The organism is Marinobacterium jannaschii DSM 6295, assembly GCF_000620085.1.
GTDB classification, from domain to species: Bacteria; Pseudomonadota; Gammaproteobacteria; order Pseudomonadales; family Balneatricaceae; genus Pontibacterium; species Pontibacterium jannaschii.
In genome coordinates this window covers 188,259-213,979 of sequence record NZ_JHVJ01000010.1, presented here as the reverse complement: position 1 = coordinate 213,979, position 25,721 = coordinate 188,259, and the positions used below count along the sequence as shown (strand labels likewise).

Here is a 25,721-nt window from a genome sequence, read left to right as displayed (position 1 = left end):
GCATAAGAGTTCTGAAGAGTGAGTGAAGTAATATCTGTATACATAGCGATCGATTATGGCCTAACCGTTGCCCGGGTCAAGACAGTTTGCCCTAATTCGCTACATCGATGCGGTAGAGCCTGAGGCCATCCTGACCGAAATCGGGACTGAAACCTCGCTGCTGCAATACGCCGGAATGGCTCTCAAACAGCAGCGGACGCGGTGGCCTTCCGGCACCGGCCTGTAACAGCAGCATCAGCTGACCACTCTCCAGTCGCTTCCAGCGTCCCCGGTCACTCAGCATCGGCTGATCATTGAGGTAATCCTGCTGCAGGATTGCATCCCCCTGCCGGTTCAGCACCAGCCGGATCAGCCGTTGCGGCGTTTGCATCAGGTATTCACCGGCCACCAGGCGGCTGTCCAGCTCGCCCCGGCGGGCACAGCCATCACTGAATGCGCCATTCAGCATCATCCGGGCGGCCAGACTGTAATAAGTGCCATCAGCGGCATAGCATCCAGTGTCAGACAATGTCAGCTCCAGCATATACAGCCGGTCGGCAGATATTTCACTGCGCCATTGCCGTTGCCCGGTCTGCCCGGTCTGGCCGGAGATGGGAAATAACAGGGTGCGGTTCTGCTCACGTAACCGTAACCGGATCTGGTCGTCCGACACATCGGCCACCCAGTCAGCCGCTGCGCTTTTTACCCGGTAAGCGATACCCGGCAGGCGCTCCCTGCAACGTCCCCGGCCACCACCGGCAACTTCCAGCTGAGCGATCTGCCAGCGTCCCAGCGCATCCTGATGGCCATTGAATTCTACGTAAAGCGCGCTCCCCATCCCGGCGCTCAGCTGGTCATACTGCGCCGTTAACTCAGCCGAGGGATGAGTGACCGGATCGAAGAAGTCGCTGTCACAGGCGCGAAAGCTCAGCTCCTCGCCCTGGCGCTGCAGTAACCCCCGCTGGAAGCGTTCAATCCCGGTGTCGGTGATGCTTTTCTGACCATCCGTTAAGGTCGTACAGCCGGTAAATAACATTACAAAAAACAGGTGAATTACAAGTTTTTGTAGTTTTCGTTCCATATTAGAGCCCGATAATAAAGCACTCGCTAAATAATATTTCGTATCATGACCTAAGCGTATTGTAAGTACCAGTTATAGAACGGATAATCGCCCTATCTACAAGGAGGATATGAAGATGGCGAGACCCGCTGAGTTTGTTCGAGAGGAAGTGCTCGACAAGGCAATGGAAGTGTTCTGGCGGACCGGGTATTCCGGGACCTCTGTTACCGATCTGGTAAAGGCCACAAGCCTGAAACCAGGTTCACTTTACGGCGCATTTAATAGTAAACGCGGTTTGTTCATGGAAGTAATCGATACTTACACCAACCGTGGTCTGAACAACGCAAAAACCTGCCTCAATAGCACCGAAAACCCACTGGATGCCATCCATCTGTATTTTGATCATTTCTGTAGCGATTTAGCAGCAGATGAGATCGGCAAAGGCTGCTTCATTATCAATACGTTACTGGAACTGGCAACTGAGGATGACGAGATCCGCATCCGCATTACCGATTACCTGAACGAGATTGAAGGCGAATTTATCAGTACGCTTGAAAAGGCGAAAGCAGCCGGTCAGATCAGTGCGGCAAAAGACCCGGCCAGTCTGGCGAAACTCCTGATGACCGGTATCTGGGGTATGCGCGTTATGAGTAGCACCCGGCCTGACCCTCAGGCCTACGGCGCGGTCACCAGTCACCTGCTGGCACAGTTGCAGGCCTGAAGCCGCCCGGCGAGTACCGGCGGATATTCAGGCTGATCTCTGACACACAGCCTGAATATCCGCCGGATAAAAAGTCTTTAGCAACGCCGCCCATATTGCACGCCTCCCTGCAGGCTGAAGTCACTCCGCTGCGATCCGTCTTACCCCGCCCTGTGCAAAGCGCTTCCGCGACCGATCTCCCCTCAGGGCTTAGCCCCATCCCAGGCACAGCGAAAGCCGATAGATCCATAGATAGCGCGTCCGCTGACCGGCGGCTTGACGTTACGGAATGAGCTGCGCAGGTTGGCCACATTCTCATCCCAGGAGCCCCCGCGAACCACCCGCTGACGACCATTTTCCGGCCCCTTCAGGTTACCGGCGGCATACTGTTCCAGCGCATTGCCCGCATACCAGTTCATAGTCCACTCACCGGCGTTGCCCTGCATATCAAACAAGCCAAAGGCATTGGCGGCGCGACTGCCGCGCGGCCAGGTACGGTCTTCGCCACAGCCATCCGGTTCTCCGGCCACCGAGCCCATGGTTACGCCATCATCGAGGATCGCGTTTTTGCAGCTCACCTGCTCTCCCCAGGGATAACGACTGCGGCTCTCCGCCCGGGTGGCTTTTTCCCACTCGGCTTCATACGGCAGCCGTCCCCCCTGCCACTGGCAGTAATCCAGCGCCTGCTGCTAGTCGACACAGTTGGCCGGATGATCGTCACGTCCCGGCGCACCGATATTGCAGTACTGGTTGCGGTCGTGGTCTTTAGGTCTCTCGCATTTACCCGCCTCTATACAGGCCTGATACTCCGCCACAGAGACCTCATAGCGATCGAGCTGAAACGCCGGCACAAACACGCTGATGCCGCCTGCCACACCTTCGTCCCGCTCACAGTCAGCATCGCCAACTGAGCAGCCCATCTGGAAGTTACCGGCCGGAATCACCACCCGCTCTGCCGCTACCGCGCCTGTCGCAATGCCCATTACGCAGGCCGATAGCCAAATCCTACTCATCTGCCCCATCTCTACACTCCCCTTATTGAGCGACCGTGAATGCATCAAAGCATAGATTGTTTTTATAGCGACAAGTTTCGTAGTGCTTCAAAATAGGCGGCAAACGCTTATAAGCAGCAATGCAAATCAGACAAAGGAGTTCCGATGAAGCTGGCTACCTTTCGCTATCAGGACAAGACTCATGCGGGCATCGTCGCAGACGATAAGGTTTACAGTGCGACAGCAGATCCGGCCCTGCCCGACCAGATGCCCGAACTGCTCAGCCTGAGCCTGGACGAACCACAACGTCTGCAGCAACTCTGCGCCAGCGCAAGCGCCATCCCGTTGTCTGAGGTTACCCTGCTGGCACCGGTACAGAAGCCGGACAAATACCTCGGCGTGGGTCTTAACTATGCCGATCATATTGAAGAGACCGGACTGGAGACACCTCAGTTTCCAACCATCTTCAACAAGCAGAACAGTTGTGTCATCGGCCCGGATGAAGCGATTCACCGGCCGCGCCTGTCGGAAAAACTGGACTATGAGGGCGAGCTGGCGCTGGTGATTGGTAAGCGTTGCCGCCATGTGCCGCGAGACCAGGCGCACAGGGTGATCGCCGGTTATACCATCGTCAACGATGTCTCAGTTCGCGACTGGCAGATAAAGGCGCCCACCTGGACGCTGGGCAAGTCGTTTGATACCCACGGGCCGATGGGGCCCTGGATTGTCACCGCCGACGCACTCGATCCGCATACGCTGGCACTGCGCACCTGGGTGAATGGGGAACTGCGCCAGCACTCCAACACCGATCAGCTGATCTTCGACTGTTATCAGCTGGTGGAAACTCTTACTCAGGTCTGTACGCTGGAACCGGGAGATGTAATCGCCACCGGCACCTGCTCCGGCGTCGGCGTAAAGATGAAACCCCGCGGCTATATGAAACCGGGAGACCGGGTTACCGTCGAAATCGAAGGTATTGGCCGTCTCAGCAACCCGGTCATCGAAGAGCCGGAAGATACCCCGCTGTACTGAAGACGCCTGAGCCCCCTGCCGCACCTGCTGGCAGGGGGATTTGCTGCATCTGTCGCTATTTACACCCCAACCCGGCCTCTGCTGTCGCCGATCAGAAACAACCTAACTCTTTGTTTTATTTGAAATATAAAATGAACAGCAGATTAATGTCGCCATTATGCGACAGTATTCACTCTGTTTTCAGGCATCTTTTGCCCGAGAATCCCGCCTTCGCATCAGAAAAAATATAAGCAATTGATTTAAAACGACTTTTAAAAACTGGCACGGACTTCGCTATATACCAGACAGCTCTTATTCAACATGTTCATCAACAAGGAGAAGCACCATGAAAGTTTCTGCTGTCGTTTTAACCGCTCTTGTTCTTACTGCTCCACTGACAGCGTTTGCGCAGGATAGCGCTGAAACTATCGACGCACCGGTATCCGCCAGCAGCGCATTCACCGCGCTGGATAAAGACGCTGACGGCAAGATTAGTATCCCGGAAGCGCAGGAAGTTCCTGCACTGGTCAAACAGTTTGAAGAAGTCGATGCCAATAAAGACGGTTACCTGACCCAGGAGGAGTTTTCCGTCCTGGTGTCCTGAAAGACACACTTTGTGCGCCCCGGCGCGCAAAGGTACTTTATCTGACGTCCCCCCAGACGTTAGGTACTGCGATGGTTTTTGACTGGCCAGCGCAGACCGGACAGGTGACCCGATCCCATCCCCTACCCTCCAGAGGGTTTCCTGTCTATCCCCTGAAGGGCCGCAGCACCCCCTCTTTCGCTGCGGCCCTACCTTTTTCCGGAGGCCTCCACTGTGACCACGATCTGGCAAAAACACTTAACCTCATCCCGGGTTTGGTAGATAATGCGCACCCGTTCAATTTTTAATCAGCTGTACATGCCCAAGTCATCCAATTTCTGGCGTTCCGCTTCACTGACCCAACAGATCCTGTTGGCATTCCTGCTGGTCGTCACGCCACTGGGCGTGTTGCTCTATCAGGCGGGTAATGCCCTGGTCAAACAGTCGCAGCAGGGCCGCACCATTGCCCAGCATACGCTGGAGATGAGCCAGCGCGGCCAGCAGTTGCTGAGGCTGGCCGAGAATGTGAACCGCGCCGCCCGCCAGTATCAGATACTGCGCCGGGACGATATCCTCGAACGCCTGAAACAGCAGGTCAGTGAGTATCACAAGCTGCTGGCGGTGCAGAGCTTTATCCTGGAAAAAAGCAGCGCCAGCGAGCCCCTGCAAAGTACCCTGATGGAGCTGGAGAAACTGCAGGCCGTGGAGGAGAACGCCCGCGCCCTGCTGTCACGGACAGCGGCCCTCAATGAACAGCTGGAGTCCGAACTGAACCAGCGGCTGAAGGCGCTGAACCAGAAAGCCCAGGATACCCAGCAGAAACTGATTATGCTGTCGGCGCTGCTGATCAGCCTGTCCGCCGTGCTGATCCTGTTCTTCACTGCCCGGCTGACCCGCCCGGTGCGATTGCTGGCGGGACGTATCAAGGCCCTGGGCGGCGGCGAACGCAGCCAGGGACGGCGTATTGGCGGGCCCAAAGAGCTGGAAGCGCTGAACCAGCAGCTGGACTGGCTCAGCGAACAGCTGCAGGCCGCTGAAACCGAGAAACAACGCTTCCTGCGTCATATGTCGCACGAGCTGAAAACCCCGCTGACCACACTGCGCGAAGGCTCCGACTTGCTGGCCGAAGGGGTCGCCGGAGAGCTCAGCCCCGAGCAACAGGAGATCGTCAACCTGCTGCAACAGGGTGCCCGCCAGCTGCAGTCGCTGATTGAACAACTGCTCGACTACAATCGCATGCAGCAGTATGAGCCGGTGGATATGCAACCCCAGGCGATCCGTACCCTGATGCGCGAGGCACTCGATCCCAACCGTCTGCTCCTCAACCAGAAAGAGATTCAGGTCAGTCTGCCTCCCGACGAGGTATACTGGCCTACCGACCGGGCGATGCTGCTGCGGGTGATCAGTAACCTGATCTCCAATGCCGCCCAGTACGGCACCGACCGGGGCAAACTGAATATTGCCCTGAATAAGGCCGAAGACCAGCTGATGATCGATGTGGAGAACAGCGGACCGACGATTCCGGACGAGGATCTGCCGCGGCTGTTCGACCCCTTTTATCAGGGTAAAAACAAACGCTCCGGCCCGGTTAAGGGCTCTGGAATCGGGCTGAGTATCGCCCGCGATGCGGCGGAAGCGCTGGGGGCCGAACTAAGCCTCAAATACAACGCCGACAACCGGGTCTGTTTCCGCCTAACACTGAATGACGCTAATTGAATCATGAGAAAGACACTATCCTGCCTGCTCCCTCTGCTGCTGCTCGGCGGCTGTCAGCTGCCCCTGAAGCCCCAGGACAACAGCGCTGACGGCAACAAGGCCGCCGCGGCAGCGAACAGCCAAAGCAAGCAGCCCACGGTCGTGGAACCCAAGCAGCAAAAGCAGCTGTTCTGCTATATCGCCGGCAAACGTCACCTCAATCTGCTGGCCCGCGAACTGCGCTTTATCCAGGCCGCTGAGGGCGAACGCCAGAGCATGCTGAGTGAATCACGCAAGGCGCAGGACTATGCCCAGACCGCCCTGTTGCTGTCCCAAGTATCTTCCGACAGCAACTCTCTGGCCGCTGCACTGGTGCAGTACAACAAGCAGGGCCTGCGCGACCATGAAGCCTGCGTCGGCGACCGTTACCTGCTGCTGCGGAAGAAGCAGACCGAACTCTTGCTGGCACGGCGCCAGAATGACGAGAAACAACAGGGCATTATCCACCGTCTGCGCCGTCAGATCGAAGCACTGACGGCGATCGAAAGTGAACTTGAACAGGAGCGAGAGCAGATCCAATGAGCCAGGGCCATATCCTGCTGGTGGATGACGATCCATCGCTGTTGAAATTATTAAGTATTCGACTGGAAGCCAGCGGCTATCAGGTCACCTGTGCCGAAAGCGCACGCGTTGCACTGACCCAACTGGATGACAGCGTCGATATGATCCTCACCGACCTGCGTATGGAAGGGATGGATGGTATGGCGCTGTTCAGCACAGTGCAGAAGCTGCGACCGGAACTGCCGGTGGTGATTATCACCGCCCACGGCTCGATTCCTGAAGCCGTGACCGCTACCCAGCAGGGCGTCTTTGGCTTCCTGACCAAACCGATCGACCGCGAGCAGCTGCTGGAGACCATCGACTCCGCCCTGGAGGGCAAGCGTAATCGCTGCGCGGACTGGCGCAAGGAGATCATCGCCCGCAGCGATGCCATGGACCAGGTGCTGGACCAGGTGCAGCGAATTGCCCGTTCCGATGTCAGCGTGCTGATCAGCGGCCCCAGCGGCAGTGGTAAGGAACTGCTGGCGCGGGCCCTGCACAAGGCTTCCGCCCGCGCCGACAAGCCTTTTATCGCCATCAACTGTGGTGCCCTGCCCGAGCAGCTGCTGGAGTCAGAGCTGTTCGGTCATGCCAAAGGCGCATTCACCGGCGCGGTCAATCGCCACACCGGCCTGTTTCAGGCGGCCGACGGCGGCACCCTGTTTCTGGACGAAATCGGCGATATGCCCCAGCCGCTGCAGGTTAAGCTGCTGCGCGCCCTGCAGGAGCGCACTATCCGCCCGGTGGGCAGTACCGAAGATATCAAGATTGATGTGCGGGTACTTTCGGCCACCCACCGGGACCTGGAGCTGGCGATGAAGGAAGAGGACTTCCGTGAAGACCTGTTCTACCGCCTCAACGTCGTCAATGTCACCCTGCCCGCCCTGCGCGAACGCCCGGAGGATATCCCGCTGCTGGCACGACACTTTGTCGAGAAAGCCGCACAGCGTCATAACAGCAAGGTAAAAGGACTGGCCAAAGGCGCCCTGCATAAGCTGGCCCAGGCCGCCTGGCCGGGTAACGTACGTCAGCTGGAAAACGTGGTGGAGCAGGTCACCGCCCTCAGCCCGACACCGATCATCAGTGAAGGTGCCGTCGCCCAGGCGCTGGCCAACCAGGAGCAGGTAATCCCGAGCTTTAACGATGCCCGCAGCGCCTTCGAAAAACGCTACCTGAGCAAGGTACTGCAGATCACCGAAGGCAACGCCTCACAGGCGGCCCGTATCGCCGGACGTAACCGTACCGATTTCTACAAGCTGCTGAGCAAGCACCAGCTGGAACCGGCGGTGTTCAAACAGCAGTCGGTAGAGCAACAGGCCAGCTAAGCAGCCTGCGAACGGATATAGGTGCGTTAACCGCGACCGATCGGTGCCAGCACGGCACCGGTCAGCTTGACCAGATCTGATGCCGCCATCTCGATCTCCAGCCCACGCCGGCCGGCAGACATAAAGATGCTGTCGAATGCAGCCGCGCTGTCATCCAGCACCGTAGGCAGGCGCTTTTTCTGTCCCAGCGGACTGATCCCCCCCACCACGTAACCGGTCGCCCGCTCCGCATCGTCCGGCTCGGCCATCGCGACTTTCTTGGCTTTCAGGGCGCTCGCCATCCCTTTCAGATCCAGCTTGCCCGCCACCGGTACCACGGCCACCGCCAGCTTACGGTTATCGCCGTTCATCGCCACCAGCAGGGTCTTGAATACCCGCGCCGGGTCCTGCCCCATCAGCGTCGCGGCTTCCTCACCGAAAGATTCCGCATTGGGATCATGTTGGTATTCATGCACCTGGTACTGCACCTTGCCTTTCTTGGCGGCATTAATCGCCGGAGTCATAGAGCGATCCCTCTGGAAATTCATCGTGGCGGGCGATTATAGCGCTGCGGTTAAATCCCTGACCAGCCGGAGCATAACCGGTCTGACCGGCGCTTATGCTTAACGGGCGATTTCGGAGATCTTAGCGCCCTCCAGCGACAGGTTGTACATCAGGCCCTTATTGGAAAAGATAAAACCGATAATTGGCTGCTGCGCCGTCTGGGTATCGATCTCTCCGCCGGCTCCCAGGGTGGCCAGCGCCACACTGCCATCAACACCGGCCTCCCAGCCATCACTGCTGAGAAAGCCGTTCAGCGCGGAGGATGTCATAAAGAGGATAATCTCGGATTTTACCTGGGCACCGAACTGAAAGCCGATCGACGCCGAGGCAATACTGTAATAGCCGCTGGTACGGCCGTTCCGCAGTAAGGCACCTTCACCGTATTCACCACCGATACCGAACCCGGCTTTGACCACATCCGGAAACACCAGCATCGCCACGGATTTGCCAGCCAGCTCTCGTCCGGCCGCCGTGGTTTCATAAAACGTATCGAGCGCAGCCTTCACCTTAGCGTCGATCTCCTGCCTGGAAGCAGCCTCAACGGCCGGGCTGATCATCAGCACACTCAGCACTAAGGAGGCCGCCACTGTCTTGAACCAGAACATAGGCATACCTCCGGGGGGTTGATTACCTCTTCAGGATAGCTTGCCAGTCATCAGATGGCGGCGCGGAAAGCTGATTCGTCTCAGGCTTCGGCGGGAGTCCCGCTTTCAGCCGGACAGCGGAACCGGCGCTGTCGCCAGCTGGCACGCGGTACGGTCGGGATCGGCTTGAGGCTGGCATAGATGTATGAGTAGCGTGAGAACATCACCAGAATCAACAGCCCGGGGCCAACGCCCGCGATAAACAGCCCCGAGATCGAGGTCCCGGACTGGACTGGACTGGACTGGACTGGACTGGACTGGACTGGACTGGACTGGACTGGACTGGACAGCGCAATCGTTACCGCAGCGTGCTCTGTAACAGACTGAGATCCCGGCCGCAGGAGATTCCGCGGTAGAGGCGAGCGGCCATTTTTTGCTAATGCTCCTTGTTTCTGAATGACTCCAGCTTGGCGCGGTTGCCACAGGTACTCATATCACACCAGCGACGCCCCTTGCCCCGCCCCTTGTTGAGAAACAGCCAGGAACAGCGGCCACACTGTTTTAGCCTGGCAAGTTGGCCTGACCTTAAAAGGTGCTCCAGCGATAGCAGCAACAGATCACTGACCCAGTCCTCATGATTCAGATCCGGTTGCCAAAGATAACCGGCCTCTGCCGCCTGCAAGTGCGATCGCTGCAGTGCCTGGCGGATAGCCACTTCAAGCTCAGTTAGCTCAGCTTCTTGTCCACCCTCACCTGCCGCTATCCGGGCTAAAGCCTGATACTGCAATTCCCGCAGCCGATGCAGGCGTTGCAGTATCACTGAGGTGTCGGTCTGCTTTGCCAGATCTTTAAGGCCATTTAGTTGCTCACTATTAAACATCGTCGAGGCGTTCGCCCAGGCACAGAACTCCGGCCAACGGGCAATACGACTGATCGTTCGCGACTTATCCACATCCTCAACTGTATTAATAAAGTCCAGTACCGGATGCCCGCCGACAAACGCCTTTTCATCCCACTCTTTCATAAGCCCCAACCATCCATAACCATTTATTCCAATTTAATGGTTGCAGCCATTTTTTCAACATCGTAACCTTTAATTTCAAATTAATGGTTTCAAGGAGCGTACTGTGATGCTTAATCTTCCAAACCGCTTTGAATTCGAAGGCCAATCCGTAGCCTGGGGCAGTATCGGCCAGGGAGACCCTTTGCTACTGGTTCATGGTACGCCATTCTCTTCGCAGGTCTGGCGTAAGATCGCGCCACTGCTGGCAGATCGGTGGCAACTCTATTTCTTTGATCTGCTGGGCTATGGCCAGTCGGAAATGAAAGCCGGTCAGGATGTCTCACTCGGGGTACAAAACCGGTTATTGGCTGCCCTGCTCAGGCACTGGAGCATCGATCAACCCGAGATACTCTGTCATGACTTTGGCGGTGCCACCGTATTACGCGCGCACTATCTCAACGCTGTCGCCATCAAGCGCCTGACGATTATCGACCCAGTGGCACTGGCCCCCTGGGGCTCCCCTTTTGTAGCCCATATTCGCAAACACCAGGAAGCGTTCACCGGATTACCCGCCTACGCGCACGACGCCCTGCTACGTGCTTATCTGCAGGGCGCGGCCTTTAACCCACTCAGTGAGGAAGCGATGCAGATTTACATGAGCCCCTGGCAAGGCCCAGAAGGACAAGCCGCGTTTTACCGTCAGATCGCCCAGATGGATCAGCGTTATACCGATGAGATAGAGATACGCTATGCCCCCATGGAGCAACCGGTGCAGATACTGTGGGGTGAGAAAGATGAGTGGATACCGGTCACGCAGGGACACAAACTGGCGGACTTATTAACCGGGGGCAGGCTAACCACCGTACCTTATTCGGGGCACCTGATGCAGGAAGATGCGCCGGAAGCAATCGTGGCGGCAATGCTGCGATGATCCGCGCCAGCCAGCATTCCGGTACTGATATCGACAGCCCCTGTACAACTGATCCACCACGTCTGGCCCATTACTGCTGCTTCCATACTACCTGGCGGAGCCATCCCGGCGCAGTCATAGTCGCACCGGATAGCGGCACTAAAACGCCAGCAACGTCCAGACCAGCGGCAGCCAGATGGCGGTGAAGACGCCGGTCAGGCTCATGCCCAGCGAGGCGAAGGCGCCTGCCAGCTGACTGATTTCAAAGGCGCGTACGGTACCGATGGCGTGGCCATTGATGCCCAGCACGAAACCGATGATACGCTCATCGCGGATGTTCAGCCTGGGGGCCAGCAACTCGACGAAGAGCACCGATACAACACCGGTAATCAGCAAACCGCCCATCATCATCGCGACGGAACCGCCCAGCTGGTCAACGATGCCGATAGCGATGGGTGCGGTTACCGATTTCGGAGCCAGCGACGCCACCACATCCGCTGAAGCGCCCAGCCAGATCGCCAGCAACACGGCATAAAGGGCGGCACAGCTTGCCGCCACCGGCAGAGTGATCAGGATCTGCCGCCAGGCGGAGCGGATATGATGCAGCTGCTGGTAGAGGGGAACCGCCAGCGCCACGGTGGCCGGGCCAAGCAACAATGTCAGCCACTCGGCCTCGCGGCGGTAGTCCTCATAGCTGATCGATAACAATGCCAGTGTTGCCGCCAGCAGCGAGGCCGACAATAACGCCACCGGGCACCAGAGCGGCTGTTTCAGCCAGCGAAACAGGGTACGGCCGGCAAAGTAAGCGGCCAGCGACAGGGTGATCGCCAGCAAAGGGGTTTCCATCAACTGCAGCAACAGTGCAGGGAAAGGTTGAGGCAGCTCAGTCATGATGCCGGGATTCCGTCTTATCATTACCGAGGCTGCGCATCAGCAGGAATGTGGTTAGCACACTCAGCAGGGTACCGAGCAACAGGGCAACGATCACCGGCAACCATTGAGAAGTGAACTCATCAGCAAGAAAAAACACCCCGACCACACCGGGCATAATCAGAAACACCAGCACCGATATCAGCTTCTGGCTGGCCGAAACCAGGTCGGCACTGACATCACCATTAATCATCAGCCACAGCGTTAACAGCAGCATCCCCACCACCCCGCCATTGACCGGCAAAGCCAGCAGAAAGCTGATGCTCTCTCCCAGTAGCAGAAAACACATTAAAATCAGAAAACCGCGCAACATGGTCTAATCCCTAATTCAGGCCAGCTGGAGCCCGGAGACAGCGGAAGCTATGCACCGCGTTAACGACGCAGTGGCGTAAGCAACTCTTCCAGGCCATTAATCTGGATCTCCAGCATCAGGGCCATCAGCTCACCCAGTTCGCCCGGAGGAAAGCCCTTATTGCTGAACCACAGCAGATAAGGTTCCGGCAGATCCATCAGTACGCGGCCTTTATACTTACCGAAGGGCATCTGCATAAGGGCCAGTTTCAACAACATTTCAGGGTTCAGGTCGTTCATCACGGGATTCAAGGCTGATTTCTGGAGAGCGCGATGCCCACATCGATACAGATCGGCTGCGTCGGCGGCTTCAACATATTGAGAGTGGATTCGCGGCCGACTATATTACGCCCAATCCTATCCACTACCCAACCGTTTCCAGCGTTTAGACATGAATCAGGAACAGCTACTCCAGAAGGCACTGCGGTTGCTCAGTCAGGGCAAGCTATCGATGGCCCGCGCTATCTGTCGCAAACTCATCCATAGTAATCCGCAGGATTTCAACAGCGTCCATCTCTACGGTGTCGCCCTATTGAAAGACGGTGAACCGGTCGCCGCCTGTGAACAGCTGGAGACGGCCAGCCAGCTTAAGGCAGCAGATAAATTCCGCGCCCAGGCTTTCAGCAACCTGAGCCAGGCCCGGTTGCAGACCGGTGATCAGGTGGCCGCGATGAATGCTATTAATCAGGCCCTGCGCCTGTTTCCGGACAATGCACCCTTCCTGCTCAACCGCGCCAACCTGCATGAGCGCCAGCAACAGTGGCAGCAGATGCAGCTGGACCTGCAAAAGGCATTGCAGCTGGAGCCGCAACTGACCGATGCGAAGATCAGCATGGCCGTGTGCCTGCGCCAGCAGGGCAAGGCGCAGCAAGCCCTGACACTGCTGTCAGCGATCAGTGACAGCCAGCGTGATTTTGACTGGCTGCAGGAGTGGGCGTTAAACCTGTGTCTGTGCGGGCAATCGGACAGCCTGTTGCAGTTTATCGACAGTATCGCGCTGGATGCCGACAGCCGGTTCGAGCTGGCGCACTATGTGTCTGAGGCCGGCGCCTGCGACGCCGGAATACAGCTGTACCACAAAGGGCTGGAGCTGCGACCGGATGACGAACCGGCTCGTTATCTGCTGGCGGCACAGGCGGGACAGCGACAGTCCCGTGCCCCGGCGGCCTATATCAGCGGACTCTACGACCGCCACGCCGACGAGTTTGAACAGCGCCTGCTCGGCAGGCTGGGCTACGATGCGCCCGCCAGGCTGGCCAGCCTGCTGCCAAACTGGCTGCCCGGACTACCGGCACGGATTCTTGACCTGGGGTGTGGCACCGGACTGCTGGGGCAGGCACTGCGCCAGCAGTTTGAGACCGCCGAGATTACCGGCGTGGACCTGTCACAACAGATGCTGCAACAGGCCCGCAATAAAGGCTGCTACCAGCGACTGATCTGTGACGATATCCTGGGGTTCGAGCCGGACAGCCCGTTCGACCTGATCACCGCCAGCGATGTACTGATCTACCTCGGCGACCTGAAGCCGCTGTTTATCCGCTTGCCGCACTGGCTTAACGATGGCGGAACTTTCGCCTGCACTCTGGAGCTTGGCGAGCAGCTGACCCCGGAGCTGACTCCCAGCGGCCGTTTCCGCCATAGTGAAGCCTACCTGCAGCAACTGGCCGAAACGCAGGGACTTGAGCTGCTGCTGAGCGCGGGAATTCCGCTGCGTAAGGAGCACGGCGAAATGCTGCAAGGCCAGATCCTGCTGTTTCGTAAGCCCTGAATCCCTGCAGATCCTGTACTTTTCCACTGCTATAGTGAGCTTTGTCGGCAAATGATGGTCATAGCAGCAGGAGGAACCGGCATGAATACTCAATACCAACCGATCAATTGCGAAGTTCACGATGGCTATGAACTGGCCTGTATGCGCCATGCGATCCACAGTGTCACCTGGCTGGATGAAAGCGGCACGACCCGGCAACAGCCGCTACGTTTCCTCGATCTGGAGAATAAACGTGGCGAAGAGTACCTGATCGCGGAAAGCCCGTCCGGCGAGCAACTGCGCATCCGCCTTGACAGGATCAGTAGCAAACTGCCCTACTAGCCCGGGTGCGATTCAACCTCAGCACCCTCCCCCAGCCTTACGAAAGGACACCGTCATGACCGGGCCACAGCTCTCTGCTATCCATATCTATCCGATTAAGTCCACCGCCGGCATCAGCCTCAGCAGCAGCTTTGTCGAGCAGGCCGGGCTGAGCTTCGACCGTCGCCTGATGATCAGCGCCCCGGACGGCCACTTTATCACCGCCCGCGAGTGTCCGAAGCTGCTGGGGTTTAGAACCCTGCTGATACCACAGGGGCTGTTACTGATCGCCCCGGACGGCGAGCGGATCAGCATCGACCTGCACCGGCTGGCTGAGCACTACCGGAATGTGGAGGTCTGGGGCGATCAGGTCAGCGCCCAGCAATTCAATGAAGAGCAGAATGAGTGGCTGAGCAGCAAACTGGGGCGACCGGCGCGGTTACATTTCTTTGGCCCGCAGTCGCAGCGCTTTACCTCACGCCAGCCGGACAAACCGGTGGGCTTTGCCGATGGCTACCCGCTGCTGCTGATTTCGGAGGCGTCACTGCAGGATCTGAATCAGCGCAGCCAGCGGATCAACCGTATGGAGCAGTTCCGCCCCAACCTGGTGATCAGCGGCACCGAGGCGTTTGCCGAGGATGGCTGGAAACGGGTACGAATCGGTGAGGTGGAGTTTGCGCTGGTGAAACCCTGCTCGCGGTGTGTGATGACCACCTACGATCCGGATACCGGCCAGCCGGTGGGCGATGGCGAGCCGCTGCAGACCCTGCAGCGCTACCGTAAAGGCGAGGATAACGAAGTCTACTTCGGGCAGAACCTGATTCCGCTCAATGAGGGCCGGATCGCCCGGGGCGACAGCCTTGAAGTGCTGGAGACAGCGCCGCCGCCTGAGTATGCGAATCACAGCCTGATCATCCGTCCGGCACCGCTGCCTGCAACGTCAGCCCGCTGGCAGGCAAATGAACCGGCCCGGCTCCGCTGTGTCGCCCGGGTAGAGGAAACACCGGATGTGGTCAGCTTCCGCTTCGCCCTGCCACCGACACTGCAGCCGGACTATCAGGCCGGGCAGTTTATCACCCTGCAACCGCAGATTGATGGCGAAACCGTTAACCGCTGCTACACCCTCTCCTCCTCGCCCTCCCGTCCGTCCGACCTAGCGATTACGGTCAAGCGCCAGCCCGATGGAACGGTGTCCCGCTGGCTGCACGACAACCTGCAACCGGGAGATGAGATCTCCGCTCTGGGACCGATGGGGCAGTTCAACGTCAACAGCAGCAGCGCCGAGAAGCTGCTGCTACTATCCGCCGGCAGCGGTATCACCCCGCTGTTGTCGATCTGCCGCTACCTGAGCGACAACCACAGTCACCGCGACATTGTGTTTCTGCATCAGGCCCGCACCGAGGCCGACCTGATCTGCCGTGCCGAACTGACCTGGCTGGCGGCACAGAACCCGCACCTGAAGCTGATATTCAGCCTTAGTCAGCCGGACAGCGCCTGGGCGGGGCCATCAGGCCGGCTGGAACGCGATCTGCTAATCTCACTGGTGCCGGACCTGACCGAACGCGCGGTTATGTGCTGCGGTCCCAAGGGGTTTATGGACCAGGCCCGTGAAGCCTCACGCCAGCTGGGCCTGGCCGAGCAACGCTGGTTTCAGGAGAGCTTCAAGGCCCCTGCGCTGTCAGAGGAGGATCAGCAATTGCCGTTCGCCGATCTGGCGATCCGGCTGGAGAACCACGACGCCCTGATCCACGGCAACAATCACCAGACGCTGCTGGAACAGGCCGATGAACAGGGCATCCGCATGGACTGCAATTGTCGCGCCGGAATCTGCGGCACCTGCAAGGTTCAGCTGGTCTCCGGGCAGGTGCGGCAACTGGCAACGGGGCCCTTATCGGAGGCAGAAAAGGAAAAGGGTGTAGTGCTCGCCTGCAGCTCGATACCGCTCAGCGATCTGGTGGTCAAAGCAGTCTGATGGTTGTGACGGGCCGGCCTTCAGCGGCCGCTGTTGATCCCGGCTTTGGCCGTGATCACTGCCACGCTGGGGCGGCTCCAGATGTAACAGAGCACGCAGATAATAGTCAGCACCACCAGCGCCTTCAGCTCGATAGCAAAGTCGCGGTAGATCAGCGGATAGCTGACCATCAGGATCATCATGCTGCTGCCGATACATTTGGCTTTCAGGGGGATAACGCCGTTATCTTCCCAGTCGCGGATCAGCGGGCCAAACAGCTTGTTTTCGAGCAGTTTACGATGCAGGGATTCTGAGCTGCGGGAAAAGCAAAACGCCGCCAGCAACACAAAGGGAGTGGTAGGAAGCAGCGGCAGCACGACACCGACCAGCCCCAGCAAAAGGCAGGTCAGTCCGGCTATCAGGTAGAGAATCTTCGTCACACCCCTGCTCCTCTGCGGCAGTTATACGGCTAACAAATCCGGCGAGGCTGCCGCTGGCCCGGAGCCAGCAACCCGACCGGTTATTTTGTCAGATACAGAATGGTCACCATTAAAAATAGACAAATAACGACGCCGCTGTAAAACAGACAGCATAAAGTTCAGCTCAGCTGTCATCATCCATTATACACAGCGGCGACGGGCAATCTACGCGGTTTCCGGTTCGAGCCCGGCGGCTGCGGGCTTGGCGGGCTTAGCCAGCTTGGCACGCCGGGCGGCGTCGATTGAGAAGACGATAAAGCCGGCCCAGACCAGGCCAAAGGTTGTCAGACGCTGCATATCGATCACTTCGCCGAATACGAACACCGCCAGCAGGAAGTACAGGGTCGGCTCTATATATTGCAGAATCGCAATGGTGGTGAGGTTATTCATCCGCGCTACGCCAAAGGCGAATAATCCCAGCGGCAGTACGGTCATCGGAGCCGTCAGTATCAGTAACAGACGGATGCTATCGTCACCGGCCTCCCACTGGGTATGCCCTGCCGTACCGATCAGGTAGAACAGCGCCAGCGGCACCATCAGCAGCGTTTCTGCAGTCAGGCCGTTGAGGGTATCGATCCTGACCTGTTTCTTGATTACACCGTAAAAACCAAACGCCAGCGCAATACCAATGGTCAGCCAGGGAAAGCTGTTCAGGCTCAGGCAGGCATACAGAAACCCCGAGGCGCAGAGCACCAGCGCCACCCGCTGCAGGGGCGTCAGCCGCTCCCGCAGGTAGAACACACCGATAAGGATACTGATCAGCGGCGTCAGGAAATAGGCCAGGCTGACCATCAGCACCTGGCCGTTGGTCGCGCCCCAGGTATTCAGGTACCAGCTGGTAGAGATACAGGCGGTTGACAGGAACAGCCAGAAAAACGTTTTCGGCTCCATCAGCAGTTTAAATACCCGAAGCGGCGTAACAGTCACCCAAAGTAAAAGCGCCATCAGCGGTACCGAGCAGAGCACCCGCAACGAAAAGATCTCCATGGCTTCCACCCCACGCAGATGTTGGTAAAAGAGTGGCGTCAGGCCCCAGATAACATAGGCGCAGGTGGTCCATAGCAGGCCACCCTGCAGAAGATTAGATCGGTGCATTTTGGATTACAGAATAAAATAAACGATGGCTGGAATAACGAATCACGCAGCTTGCCTGCGCATCCGTCAGATTAAATTAAGCGTTAACGAAGCCGCCGCAGCCCCTACGGCGAGACAGCCGCAGCCCCTACGGCGAGACAGCCGCAGCCCCTACGGCGAGACAGCCGCAGTGCCCTCAGCAGACTTCAGTAAGAAAAAATCCGACCCGGGGTGCAGCCCGGGTCGGATTTTTTGGTGTTTTTCCCTTAGGTCAACCGCTCAACCTGAGCCCTGTCGATCGGGGAAAGACAGCAACTGAAATCAGGCGATCTGGCGATCCACAGCGGCCGCCACCATGCGGGTGAGGCTGCTCAGGTCAAATACCGGCAGGCCGAACTTTGCCTGCAGTGCCGGTGCGAAATGCGACAGATCGGTGCATTCCAGCACAATAGCCCCCACATCCGGATTGTCATCCAGCATGCCCTTCACCACTGTGCACAGCTCCTGTTCAAACAGCGCCATATCCAGGTCATCGGTCTCACCACGCAGAATCACCTCCGCGAACTGTTGCTGATGCTGCATGCCCGCGACCACCATTGGTTCGTCGGCAATGCCGACGCCGCGCAGGTGATCTGCCGACAGTGCATCGCTGTTGGCGACCACCACACCGACTTTCTGGTCACGCTTCAGCATGCGTGAGACCAGCGGCACCTGGATCAGGCTGGACATAAACACCGGAATATCCACCGCATCCGCAATCTCTTTCTGGTGCAGCGCCAGAAAGCCGCAGCTGCCGGTAATCGCCTTCACGCCTTCGCGCTCCAGTTCCTGTGCCGCGGCAATAAACGGCTTCAGTAGTTCAGGATCACGCTCGCGGATCAGCCGGTCGATGGTCGCGCCCTGCACCGTCTTATAAAACACCGGAAAATCAAAACTGGCCGGGTGTTTTATATGCCCATCAGGTTTTGGAAAGTAGGATTCCAGTGAGATCACGCCGATGGTCAGCCCACAGATATTGATGCCGCCTTTAATAATCATATGTATTCCTTATTGTTGTTCTGAACCCGCTGCCAATCAGCTGAAACGCGCAGCGGAAAAGGGAGACAGATCGACCGTCGGGGTCTGTCCCAGAATAGTCTCTGTAATCAGCTGGCCGGTCACTGCGCCGAAAGTCAGGCCAAGATGACCATGCCCGAAGGCCACAGTCACCCGGGGGTGTTTATCCAGAGCCCCGATCACCGGCAATGAATCCGGTGTCGTTGGCCGACTGCCGACCCAGGTCGATTTAATCGACGGGTTACAGCCAAGCATCACTTTGGCGTGCTGCAACATGCCATCGGCACGCTGAGGATTAATCGGCGCATCAGCGAAGGCAAACTCAGCCATCCCTGCCAGCCGCACACCATCTTCCATCGGGGTCAGGAATACCGCCTTATCCAGCCAGCCCACCGGACGGCTCAGGGCCTTAGTCCCGATATCCAGGGTCAGATGGTAACCACGTTCGCTCACCAGCGGCATTCTGACACCCAGTGGCGCCAGGATCTCTCTGGATGCGACGCCGGTACAGACGACGACCCGATCAAATCGGACACTGCTGTCGCTCAGGCTGACATTAACGCCAGCCTCATCAGGTGACAGAGCCTTCACCCTGTCCTGCAGGATACGGCCACCGTTGTCCGTGAAGTGGCGGGCGTAGCGCCGGCTCAGTTCAAGCGGACTCACCGTAAACCGGGTATCCGGATAGAAAACGCCACCGGCATGAAAACCGGCCAGGTCCGGTTCCAGCTCGCTTACCTGAGCTGCCGTCAGAAATTCAAGGTTTACGCCCTGATCCCGTCGTTCCTGCAGGTCTCCGGCTTGCGCGGTGGCAAAACCCTGTTCTGTGGCAAACAGCCCCAGACATCCCTCTGACTTAATCAGATCCCGGGCATTGGTCAGATCCAGCAGGGCCTGATCTGCCAGCCTGGCGTGCTCCTGCAGCGATTTCATCGCCGCCTTGCCGCGGGCATATTTCGCCGGAAAGCAGGCTTTCACGAATTCCCAGCCGTAGGGCATCAGTGCAGGCAGGTAGCTGCCCTGCATCGACAGCGGGCTGGTTTTGTCCAGCAGCATCCCGGGCATCTTGCGCATCATCGCAAACTTGGCGAACGGCAAACGGGCGTAATCCGCAAACAGGCCGGCGTTGCCAAAGGAAGCCCCCATTCCCGGCGCTTCCTTGTCGATGATAGTGACCCTGTAACCCGCCTTCTGCAGGCACAGAGCGGTCGAGAGGCCGACCACACCAGCACCGATAATCGCAATATGTGTACTTTGCATATTCGCTACGTGATGAGATCACCACGCCTCAGTATCTTAGGCTTTGACCGCCACCACCTGAATTTCCACCAGCAGTTCAGGCCGGGCCAGACGGGACTCTACACAGGCCCGCACCGGAGCATTTTCGCTGTCGACCCAGGCATCCCAGACTTCATTCATCTGCGCGAACTGGCGGATATCAGACACCCAGATATTGGCGCTGACCAGCTGGCTCTTGTTGCTGCCAGCGTCAGCCAGCAGCGCATCGATCTGGGCCAGGATCTGGCGGGTCTGCCCTGCCATATCTTCAGAAGGGTCTTTTGCTACCTGTCCGGCTGTCCATACCAGGTTGGCGACGCTCACCAGCTGACTCATACGTTGATTGGAATGTTGGCGTTGGATCATTTCATACTCTCTTGTTATTGGTTGCTACAGCTGGTTAACCGGGCCCGGCCACGCCGTCAGCCCGGTGCTTCCTTGTCTTCGTCTTGTGTCTTCGTCTTGTGTCTTCGTCTTTTGTCAGCGCCCCGTTGCCGGGGCGCCTATCAAACAGCAACCGGAATCATGCCTGCGATCACAGCAGCCGCTTTTGGCGGCAGTACGGCGCGCGATGGCCTCAGATAAGCAGCATGCCGAATCCACAGTAGAGAAGTATCGAGCCACGGAGTCTGCGGAGGGATCGCTCCGGCATCCGGCCTCATTCGACGGCTAAATCGGGGTCTTCTCTTACTGCTTATGCGGCCTGTTATCTGAGTCGATTCAGGTCAGGGCGTTGATGGGAATATTATTTGCGTCACAAAACATAATGCCAAATCGTTAATTTTTAACATTTCATCAGATTTGCTTATATTCAGTGACGACTCTGGCAAAAGGCAGTCAAAACCAGGCGACAAGCCCGGTTAACGACCGGACACCATTGGCCGGGCGGGACCGGCATCTGAATTATCCGGCGAGCGATGTTGCGAAGTGTCTGTCAGCCACAGCGGGGCCGACTTGCTGCCGGACTGAAAGAACCTGACTAATACTTTGGTTTAAGGCGGGCTTCTTTTTATAGGTAACCGGGCACCTCCGACGGACGGATGCGCATCTCAAGATGATGCCGGCGACGTCAGCGCCCGTGCCCCAGCGCAAGCTGATTAGCGCAGGCTTAGGCAGCACCCAGAACATAAGCGAAACTTATATAATCAAATATTTTTTAGAATTGTATCTATATTCAGTTTATTTACACTGAATCCATCAACGATCTGTGGCGTGGAAAATTCAGTTGTGTAGCACTGACTGATTGACCACCAAAGCCCACCTCAGAGGGGCTGGCTTCAGGCCGATAAAAATAAGAAATACTTCAGGTATTACAATGGATAGAAGAAAAATAGACGTCGTCCTGTCGACGCTGTTGATGATCGCTGCGGTGATCATTCTGACCAACGACAATCTTGCAGACGGTGGTGCCGAAAGCGACTTGGGCATCATGTTTCTGCCACGTGTCGTAGCGGGTTTCATCCTTATCTTTGCAGCCACTATTGCTATCCAGTCGTTTATGAAGCTGTCTAAGGGTGCTGAACTGGAAGGCCAGGAAGTGATTTCCACTGAAGGCTTCTCCGGCATCTTCATCTATATCGGTATCTTCATCGTCTACTGGCTTGCCGTACCTCACCTGGGCTTCATGGTCACCACGCCATTTGTCATGCTCGGCGTAGCGTTATTGCTGGGTGGCCGGAACTGGATTCCGATCATTGCCATGTCAGTTATTACCCCCGTACTGATCTATTACGGATCGCGTGAGTTCCTGCGCGTCTACCTGCCAACCTGGACGCTGTAAGGGGAGTTATTCTGATGTTTGATAATATTCTTAGCGGTTTTTCAGCAATCCTGGCAGTCGGCCCGATCCTGGGCATCATTGCCGGTGTCTTCATCGGTATTATCTTCGGTGCCATTCCGGGTATATCCTGCATCATGGCGATCGCCATCATGCTGCCGATGACCTTTTATGTCGATCCGATTATCGGTATCACTATGCTGCTGGCGGTCTATAAAGCCGGCATCTATGGCGGTTCGATCTCAGCGATCCTGATTAATACGCCAGGTGCGGCGGCATCCTTCCTGACGGCTCAGGACGGTCACGCCCTGACCAAGGCGGGTAAAGCGGGCAAGGCGCTGGATATGTCGCTGTTCGCCTCCGTCTCCGGTGAGATGATTGCCACGCTGGTATTGATTCTGGTGGCGGCGCCGATCTCTGCAATCTCCCTGCAGGCCGGCCCGATTGAGAAAGTGTTCCTGCTGCTGTTCGCCTTTACCGTGATCGGTTCGATGGCGGGTGAATCCATCCCACGCGGCCTGCTCTCCTGCTGCCTGGGTATGCTGTTCGCAATGGTGGGTATGGACTCCATCACCGGCTCCGCCCGATTCACCTTCGGTATTGATGAACTGATCGGCGGCTTTACCTTCACGCCGATGCTGATCGGTGTCCTGGTGATGCCAGAGGTGATCAACGTGATCCGTCGCCGCAAGGTGCCGCACCACGAACTGGCCATCACCCATTCGCCGAACCCGGCCGATAACCGCATCAGCTTTGCCGAGTTCAAAAAAGTATTCCGTACCATTCTGAAATCCAGTGGTATCGGTACCTTTATCGGCGCCCTGCCCGGTCTGGGTTCCAGTACTGCCGCCTTTATCGCCTACGGTGAGGGCAAGCGTACTTCTAAGAAGCCAGAAGAATATGGCAAGGGTTCCGTCGAAGGTATCGCTGCAGCCGAATCCGCCAACAACGCGGTCTGCGGCTCCAGCATGATCCCGATGCTGACCCTGAGTATTCCGGGTGATGACGTGGCTGCGCTGCTGATGGGTGCCTTCCTGATCCACGGCCTGACACCGGGTCCGATGATCTTCTTCGAGCACACTGAAACCATCTACGCGATCTTCGCAGGCTTCCTGATCACCGATCTGTTCCTGCTGGGCATCGCCCGCTCAGGCTTCAAGTTCTTTGTGAAGATGGCGTCCCTGAAGCGTTACTTCATCTTCCCATGCGTAACCGTGTTCGCGTTCACCGGTGCTTTCACTGCCGGCCAGAACATTAACGACATCCTGGTGCTGATCGCCTTTACCGTAATGGGTTATGGCATGCGCATGGTGGGACTGAACCCGGCGGTATTCATTATCGGCTTCATCCTGACACCGTTCCTTGAGCAGAACCTGGATCAGGCATTCGCCATCGTGGGTGACGACTACATGCGCTTCTTCGCTTCACCGTTCGCATGGGTGTTTATCGTATTGTCCGCATGCTTTGTTTACTCAAGCATGCGTGCGAAACGTAAAGCGTCAAAAGTGCCTGCTCCGGCCGAGGAAAAACCGGCCTGAGGAAGTAAAAAGAATCCCTTCACAGGGCGGCAACCTGACCACAAAAAGGCCCTGAGCCCTGTGAAGACAAACAAGCGTAAATAAAAATAAATCGAAGGAAGTAAGTATGAAAAGCACTAAAAAGACCCTGCTATCCATCGCTACCGCAGTAACCATGACCTTCGCCGCGGGCGCTGCAATGGCAGACTACCCGGAGAAGCCGATCAAAGTGATCGTACCCTGGGGCGCTGGCGGTGACTCCGACCTGACCACCCGCATCTGGGCCGACGCGGTCGAGAAAGAGCTGGGTGTCCCAGTGGTTGTTATCAACAAGACCGGTGGTGGCGGTGTCGTGGGTACCTCTTTCGTGGCTCGCGCTAAAGCTGACGGCTACACGCTGATCAACGCCGGCGTAAGCAACATGATGGTGACCCCTAACTTCACCAAGACACCTTACAACTTCGACACTTTCCAGCCGGTTGTAAAATACACCGCTGTGCCGCTGGCCGTTGTGGTATCTAAGGACAGCCCTTACAAAACATTTGATGATTTCATCGCCGGTGCGAAGAACAAGACTGTCACCCAGGGTTCCTGGGGGGCGTCATCTTCCGGCACTATCATGGCGAACATCATCGGCAACCAGGCCGGCTACAAGGTTAAGTACGTACACGGCAAAGGTGCGGCGGACTCCATGGTACAAGTGGTAGGTGGTCACATCGATTCTGCCGTGTCCTTCCCGCCTGCATTCGGCCCGCACGTCAAAGCTGACCGTGCCCGCGTACTGGTAATAGACCAGAAGATGGATGCCTTCCCGGGCGTGCCAACCTATGCTGACTACGGTATCAAGGGCAGCTTCGGCGGCTGGTCCGGCGTATTCGCACCTAAAGGCGTGCCTCAGGAAGTTGTAGACAAGCTGGCAGCGGCGACAGCCAAGGTCATGAAAGATCCTGCAGTACTGAAAGCCTACGAAAACATCGGCGCCCTGGTGGACTTCCGTCACGGCCCTGAATGGATCGCAGACCTTGAAGCGACCTACAGCATCTACAAAAATGAAGCTCTGCGTGTGAAGAAGTAACACCTTAGCTTCGATACCAGCGGCAACCCGGCCCCTATCCTGCAACACCGGGTTGCCGCTGTTTCTCTCCCACAACCACCGCAGCCCCTGCCAGCACCAGCATCCAGCTGAAAGCCCCGACCGCCAACAACGTCTCCGCAACAGTTGCTATACAGCGTTAATCACCCTATAACATAATTCCCAAACCCGTTTTCTGGGCAAAACATCAGCGCAACTGATAATAAGGCAGAACAATGAACCTCAAACAGATGGAAGCCTTTCGTGCCGTTATGTTGACCGGTTCGGTTTCCCAGGCGGCTAAGCAGCTCTTTCGGACCCAGCCCGCCGTCAGCATGATGGTTAGCTCGCTGGAAGAGGAGATCGGCTTCCAGTTGTTCGAGCGGCACAAGAAGCGCCTTTACCCGACCCCGGAGGCTAACTACCTTTACAAGGAGGTAGAAGCGATCTTCTCCCGAATTCAGGACCTCAGCCAGACTGTTCAGGATATCCAGAACAAGCAGTACGGCTTTTTGCGCATCGGCTGCATGCCGGGTCCGTCCAACTTCTTCATACCGGATATTCTGGCCGACTTTCTAGAGGCCCATCCCAAGATTCAGGCTTCCCTGCAAACCCGTACCTCCGATGCGGTGGTGGAGTGGATTGCCTCTAACCAGTACGATCTGGGCCTGGCGGAGATGTCCAAGCACCAGTCCAATGTCGGCAACAACCAGATGTTTGAACTGCTGTGTACCTGCGCACTGCCCGCAGACCATCCGTTAGCCGAGCACGAAGTGATAACACCGGCGATGCTGGATGAGGAACCGATGATCACCCTGCACCCGGATCATATGATCTTCCACGACCTGATGCAGCTGTTCGAAGCCAGCGGACACCGGATGAATGTCTGCCTGCAAACCCGCTTCTTTATTCCGGCCCTTAAGTTTGTTGAACGGGGACTGGGAGTATCGGTGGTCGATCCGATCTCAGCATTTGGTTACACCACCTACGCCCAGCCTGGCAAAGTGGTGTTCCGCCGCTTCCAGCCCGATGTCTATCTGCGGATCGGTCTTATGTTTCCGTCCGATACACCGTCGTCGATGATCACCCTGGAGTTTGCCGACCTGCTGCGTCAACGCATCGAATACGTGATGGAAAACCCGGAACTGTTCCTGCGCTGGGGCGAGTAACCCGTCCTGCGTTG

26 protein-coding genes and 2 pseudogenes are annotated in these 25,721 nt (G+C 57.3%); 14 read left to right on the top strand and 14 right to left on the bottom strand.

Annotation, left to right across the window (positions count from 1 at the left end; all coding sequences use genetic code 11):
* Positions 1-91 precede the first annotated feature (91 nt).
* The gene (locus Q354_RS0108850) at positions 92-1,060 is read right to left on the bottom strand and encodes a hypothetical protein (RefSeq protein WP_027857291.1); all 969 of its coding nucleotides are present in this window, start codon (positions 1,058-1,060) and stop codon (positions 92-94) included.
* Positions 1,061-1,175: 115 nt separating this feature from the next.
* On the opposite strand from Q354_RS0108850, the gene Q354_RS0108845 reads away from it, so the two are divergent.
* Positions 1,176-1,760, top strand: coding sequence for a TetR/AcrR family transcriptional regulator (locus tag Q354_RS0108845; RefSeq protein WP_027857290.1), 585 nt, complete (start codon positions 1,176-1,178; stop codon positions 1,758-1,760).
* Positions 1,761-1,942: 182 nt separating this feature from the next.
* On the opposite strand, the pseudogene Q354_RS28540 reads toward Q354_RS0108845, so the two are convergent.
* A pseudogene (locus tag Q354_RS28540) lies at positions 1,943-2,722 on the bottom strand (formylglycine-generating enzyme family protein).
* Positions 2,723-2,896: 174 nt separating this feature from the next.
* Between Q354_RS28540 and Q354_RS0108835 the strand changes: the two are divergent.
* From Q354_RS0108835 to Q354_RS0108815, 5 genes are all read left to right on the top strand, one after another.
* A complete protein-coding gene (locus tag Q354_RS0108835; protein ID WP_027857289.1) occupies positions 2,897-3,763 on the top strand; it encodes a fumarylacetoacetate hydrolase family protein in 867 nt (288 codons plus the stop codon).
* Between the two features lie 325 nt (positions 3,764-4,088).
* Complete coding sequence (locus Q354_RS0108830) at positions 4,089-4,346, top strand: EF-hand domain-containing protein (protein WP_027857288.1); 258 nt, start codon at positions 4,089-4,091, stop codon at positions 4,344-4,346.
* Positions 4,347-4,643: 297 nt separating this feature from the next.
* A complete protein-coding gene (locus Q354_RS25120) occupies positions 4,644-6,041 on the top strand; it encodes a sensor histidine kinase (RefSeq protein WP_036229181.1) in 1,398 nt (465 codons plus the stop codon).
* A 3-nt stretch (positions 6,042-6,044) separates the two neighbouring features.
* A complete protein-coding gene (locus Q354_RS0108820; protein ID WP_027857287.1) occupies positions 6,045-6,602 on the top strand; it encodes a hypothetical protein in 558 nt (185 codons plus the stop codon).
* Positions 6,599-7,945: a sigma 54-interacting transcriptional regulator gene (locus Q354_RS0108815; protein ID WP_027857286.1), complete on the top strand. Its 1,347-nt coding sequence runs from the start codon at positions 6,599-6,601 to the stop codon at positions 7,943-7,945. The genes Q354_RS0108820 and Q354_RS0108815 overlap by 4 nt, the downstream gene beginning before the upstream one ends.
* 26 nt (positions 7,946-7,971) lie before the next feature.
* Here Q354_RS0108815 and ybaK read toward each other — a convergent pair whose 3' ends face one another.
* The 4 genes and pseudogenes from ybaK to Q354_RS0108795 form a co-directional block, all read right to left on the bottom strand.
* Positions 7,972-8,448: a Cys-tRNA(Pro) deacylase gene (gene ybaK / locus Q354_RS0108810; protein ID WP_027857285.1), complete on the bottom strand. Its 477-nt coding sequence runs from the start codon at positions 8,446-8,448 to the stop codon at positions 7,972-7,974.
* A gap of 99 nt (positions 8,449-8,547) precedes the next feature.
* Positions 8,548-9,093: a BPSL1445 family SYLF domain-containing lipoprotein gene (locus tag Q354_RS0108805; protein WP_036229083.1), complete on the bottom strand. Its 546-nt coding sequence runs from the start codon at positions 9,091-9,093 to the stop codon at positions 8,548-8,550.
* A 125-nt stretch (positions 9,094-9,218) separates the two neighbouring features.
* Positions 9,219-9,365: pseudogene (locus Q354_RS28990) on the bottom strand (TRAP transporter large permease subunit); the annotation flags it as partial.
* Positions 9,366-9,508: 143 nt separating this feature from the next.
* Complete coding sequence (locus Q354_RS0108795; protein ID WP_036229080.1) at positions 9,509-10,096, bottom strand: CGNR zinc finger domain-containing protein; 588 nt, start codon at positions 10,094-10,096, stop codon at positions 9,509-9,511.
* Positions 10,097-10,202: 106 nt separating this feature from the next.
* Between Q354_RS0108795 and Q354_RS0108790 the strand changes: the two genes are divergently transcribed.
* The gene (locus Q354_RS0108790; protein WP_027857282.1) at positions 10,203-11,006 is read left to right on the top strand and encodes an alpha/beta fold hydrolase; all 804 of its coding nucleotides are present in this window, start codon (positions 10,203-10,205) and stop codon (positions 11,004-11,006) included.
* A 138-nt stretch (positions 11,007-11,144) separates the two neighbouring features.
* Here Q354_RS0108790 and Q354_RS0108785 read toward each other — a convergent pair whose 3' ends face one another.
* The 3 genes from Q354_RS0108785 to Q354_RS0108775 are packed head-to-tail and all read right to left on the bottom strand — an operon-like array spanning position 11,145 to position 12,506.
* Positions 11,145-11,876, bottom strand: coding sequence for an LrgB family protein (locus tag Q354_RS0108785; protein WP_036229077.1), 732 nt, complete (start codon positions 11,874-11,876; stop codon positions 11,145-11,147).
* Positions 11,869-12,228 carry a CidA/LrgA family protein gene (locus Q354_RS0108780; protein ID WP_027857280.1) on the bottom strand — a complete coding sequence of 120 codons (360 nt, stop codon included), beginning with the start codon at positions 12,226-12,228 and terminating at the stop codon, positions 11,869-11,871. Before Q354_RS0108780 ends, Q354_RS0108785 begins: the two co-directional genes overlap by 8 nt.
* 59 nt (positions 12,229-12,287) lie before the next feature.
* Positions 12,288-12,506, bottom strand: a complete 219-nt coding sequence (locus tag Q354_RS0108775) for a DUF3820 family protein (RefSeq protein WP_036229074.1) — start codon at positions 12,504-12,506, stop codon at positions 12,288-12,290.
* Positions 12,507-12,657: 151 nt separating this feature from the next.
* Here Q354_RS0108775 and Q354_RS27305 point away from each other — a divergent pair, with 151 nt between their 5' ends.
* The 3 genes from Q354_RS27305 to Q354_RS0108760 all read left to right on the top strand — a co-directional run bounded on the left by Q354_RS27305 (position 12,658) and on the right by Q354_RS0108760 (position 16,306).
* Positions 12,658-14,034: a methyltransferase gene (locus tag Q354_RS27305; protein WP_027857278.1), complete on the top strand. Its 1,377-nt coding sequence runs from the start codon at positions 12,658-12,660 to the stop codon at positions 14,032-14,034.
* Between the two features lie 81 nt (positions 14,035-14,115).
* Positions 14,116-14,355 (top strand): Rho-binding antiterminator, encoded by a 240-nt coding sequence (locus tag Q354_RS0108765; protein WP_027857277.1) that lies wholly within the window; start codon positions 14,116-14,118, stop codon positions 14,353-14,355.
* Positions 14,356-14,410: 55 nt separating this feature from the next.
* The gene (locus tag Q354_RS0108760) at positions 14,411-16,306 is read left to right on the top strand and encodes a hybrid-cluster NAD(P)-dependent oxidoreductase (protein WP_027857276.1); all 1,896 of its coding nucleotides are present in this window, start codon (positions 14,411-14,413) and stop codon (positions 16,304-16,306) included.
* Between the two features lie 20 nt (positions 16,307-16,326).
* Here the strand turns inward: Q354_RS0108760 and Q354_RS0108755 are convergent, their stop codons facing one another.
* From Q354_RS0108755 to Q354_RS0108735, 5 genes are all read right to left on the bottom strand, one after another.
* On the bottom strand, positions 16,327-16,725 hold the full coding sequence (locus Q354_RS0108755) for a YbaN family protein (RefSeq protein WP_027857275.1): 399 nt from the start codon (positions 16,723-16,725) through the stop codon (positions 16,327-16,329).
* Positions 16,726-16,929: 204 nt separating this feature from the next.
* Positions 16,930-17,859 (bottom strand): EamA family transporter RarD, encoded by a 930-nt coding sequence (gene rarD / locus Q354_RS25110; protein WP_084332523.1) that lies wholly within the window; start codon positions 17,857-17,859, stop codon positions 16,930-16,932.
* Between the two features lie 300 nt (positions 17,860-18,159).
* Positions 18,160-18,876 carry an aspartate/glutamate racemase family protein gene (locus Q354_RS0108745; protein WP_027857274.1) on the bottom strand — a complete coding sequence of 239 codons (717 nt, stop codon included), beginning with the start codon at positions 18,874-18,876 and terminating at the stop codon, positions 18,160-18,162.
* 36 nt (positions 18,877-18,912) lie between these two features.
* On the bottom strand, positions 18,913-20,154 hold the full coding sequence (locus tag Q354_RS0108740) for an NAD(P)/FAD-dependent oxidoreductase (RefSeq protein ID WP_027857273.1): 1,242 nt from the start codon (positions 20,152-20,154) through the stop codon (positions 18,913-18,915).
* Positions 20,155-20,190: 36 nt separating this feature from the next.
* On the bottom strand, positions 20,191-20,538 hold the full coding sequence (locus Q354_RS0108735) for a RidA family protein (RefSeq protein ID WP_027857272.1): 348 nt from the start codon (positions 20,536-20,538) through the stop codon (positions 20,191-20,193).
* Between the two features lie 949 nt (positions 20,539-21,487).
* On the opposite strand from Q354_RS0108735, the gene Q354_RS0108730 reads away from it, so the two are divergent.
* The 4 genes from Q354_RS0108730 to Q354_RS0108715 all read left to right on the top strand — a co-directional run bounded on the left by Q354_RS0108730 (position 21,488) and on the right by Q354_RS0108715 (position 25,707).
* The gene (locus Q354_RS0108730) at positions 21,488-21,952 is read left to right on the top strand and encodes a tripartite tricarboxylate transporter TctB family protein (RefSeq protein WP_027857271.1); all 465 of its coding nucleotides are present in this window, start codon (positions 21,488-21,490) and stop codon (positions 21,950-21,952) included.
* Positions 21,953-21,966: 14 nt separating this feature from the next.
* Entirely contained in the window at positions 21,967-23,487 is a 1,521-nt protein-coding gene (locus Q354_RS0108725) for a tripartite tricarboxylate transporter permease (RefSeq protein WP_027857270.1), read from the top strand.
* 106 nt (positions 23,488-23,593) lie between these two features.
* Entirely contained in the window at positions 23,594-24,541 is a 948-nt protein-coding gene (locus tag Q354_RS0108720) for a Bug family tripartite tricarboxylate transporter substrate binding protein (protein ID WP_027857269.1), read from the top strand.
* 233 nt (positions 24,542-24,774) lie between these two features.
* Complete coding sequence (locus Q354_RS0108715; RefSeq protein WP_027857268.1) at positions 24,775-25,707, top strand: LysR family transcriptional regulator; 933 nt, start codon at positions 24,775-24,777, stop codon at positions 25,705-25,707.
* The last annotated feature ends 14 nt before the right edge of the window (positions 25,708-25,721 follow it).

Bases quoted from the DNA above. Each gene is read 5' to 3' on its own strand.
- Q354_RS0108780 (WP_027857280.1), bottom strand. From the start codon at position 12,228: ATGTTGCGCGGTTTTCTGATTTTAATGTGTTTTCTGCTACTGGGAGAG.
- Q354_RS0108830 (WP_027857288.1), top strand. From the start codon at position 4,089: ATGAAAGTTTCTGCTGTCGTTTTAACCGCTCTTGTTCTTACTGCTCCA.
- Q354_RS0108850 (WP_027857291.1), bottom strand. From the start codon at position 1,060: ATGGAACGAAAACTACAAAAACTTGTAATTCACCTGTTTTTTGTAATG.
- Q354_RS0108845 (WP_027857290.1), top strand. From the start codon at position 1,176: ATGGCGAGACCCGCTGAGTTTGTTCGAGAGGAAGTGCTCGACAAGGCA.
- Q354_RS0108730 (WP_027857271.1), top strand. From the start codon at position 21,488: ATGGATAGAAGAAAAATAGACGTCGTCCTGTCGACGCTGTTGATGATC.
- Q354_RS25120 (WP_036229181.1), top strand. From the start codon at position 4,644: ATGCCCAAGTCATCCAATTTCTGGCGTTCCGCTTCACTGACCCAACAG.
- Q354_RS0108725 (WP_027857270.1), top strand. From the start codon at position 21,967: ATGTTTGATAATATTCTTAGCGGTTTTTCAGCAATCCTGGCAGTCGGC.
- Q354_RS0108735 (WP_027857272.1), bottom strand. From the start codon at position 20,538: ATGATCCAACGCCAACATTCCAATCAACGTATGAGTCAGCTGGTGAGC.
- rarD (WP_084332523.1), bottom strand. From the start codon at position 17,859: ATGCACCGATCTAATCTTCTGCAGGGTGGCCTGCTATGGACCACCTGC.
- Q354_RS0108715 (WP_027857268.1), top strand. From the start codon at position 24,775: ATGAACCTCAAACAGATGGAAGCCTTTCGTGCCGTTATGTTGACCGGT.
- Q354_RS0108805 (WP_036229083.1), bottom strand. From the start codon at position 9,093: ATGTTCTGGTTCAAGACAGTGGCGGCCTCCTTAGTGCTGAGTGTGCTG.
- Q354_RS0108790 (WP_027857282.1), top strand. From the start codon at position 10,203: ATGCTTAATCTTCCAAACCGCTTTGAATTCGAAGGCCAATCCGTAGCC.
- Q354_RS0108740 (WP_027857273.1), bottom strand. From the start codon at position 20,154: ATGCAAAGTACACATATTGCGATTATCGGTGCTGGTGTGGTCGGCCTC.
- Q354_RS0108720 (WP_027857269.1), top strand. From the start codon at position 23,594: ATGAAAAGCACTAAAAAGACCCTGCTATCCATCGCTACCGCAGTAACC.
- Q354_RS0108795 (WP_036229080.1), bottom strand. From the start codon at position 10,096: ATGAAAGAGTGGGATGAAAAGGCGTTTGTCGGCGGGCATCCGGTACTG.
- Q354_RS0108820 (WP_027857287.1), top strand. From the start codon at position 6,045: ATGAGAAAGACACTATCCTGCCTGCTCCCTCTGCTGCTGCTCGGCGGC.
- Q354_RS0108785 (WP_036229077.1), bottom strand. From the start codon at position 11,876: ATGACTGAGCTGCCTCAACCTTTCCCTGCACTGTTGCTGCAGTTGATG.
- Q354_RS0108760 (WP_027857276.1), top strand. From the start codon at position 14,411: ATGACCGGGCCACAGCTCTCTGCTATCCATATCTATCCGATTAAGTCC.
- Q354_RS0108745 (WP_027857274.1), bottom strand. From the start codon at position 18,876: ATGATTATTAAAGGCGGCATCAATATCTGTGGGCTGACCATCGGCGTG.
- ybaK (WP_027857285.1), bottom strand. From the start codon at position 8,448: ATGACTCCGGCGATTAATGCCGCCAAGAAAGGCAAGGTGCAGTACCAG.
- Q354_RS27305 (WP_027857278.1), top strand. From the start codon at position 12,658: ATGAATCAGGAACAGCTACTCCAGAAGGCACTGCGGTTGCTCAGTCAG.
- Q354_RS0108835 (WP_027857289.1), top strand. From the start codon at position 2,897: ATGAAGCTGGCTACCTTTCGCTATCAGGACAAGACTCATGCGGGCATC.
- Q354_RS0108775 (WP_036229074.1), bottom strand. From the start codon at position 12,506: ATGAACGACCTGAACCCTGAAATGTTGTTGAAACTGGCCCTTATGCAG.
- Q354_RS0108815 (WP_027857286.1), top strand. From the start codon at position 6,599: ATGAGCCAGGGCCATATCCTGCTGGTGGATGACGATCCATCGCTGTTG.
- Q354_RS0108765 (WP_027857277.1), top strand. From the start codon at position 14,116: ATGAATACTCAATACCAACCGATCAATTGCGAAGTTCACGATGGCTAT.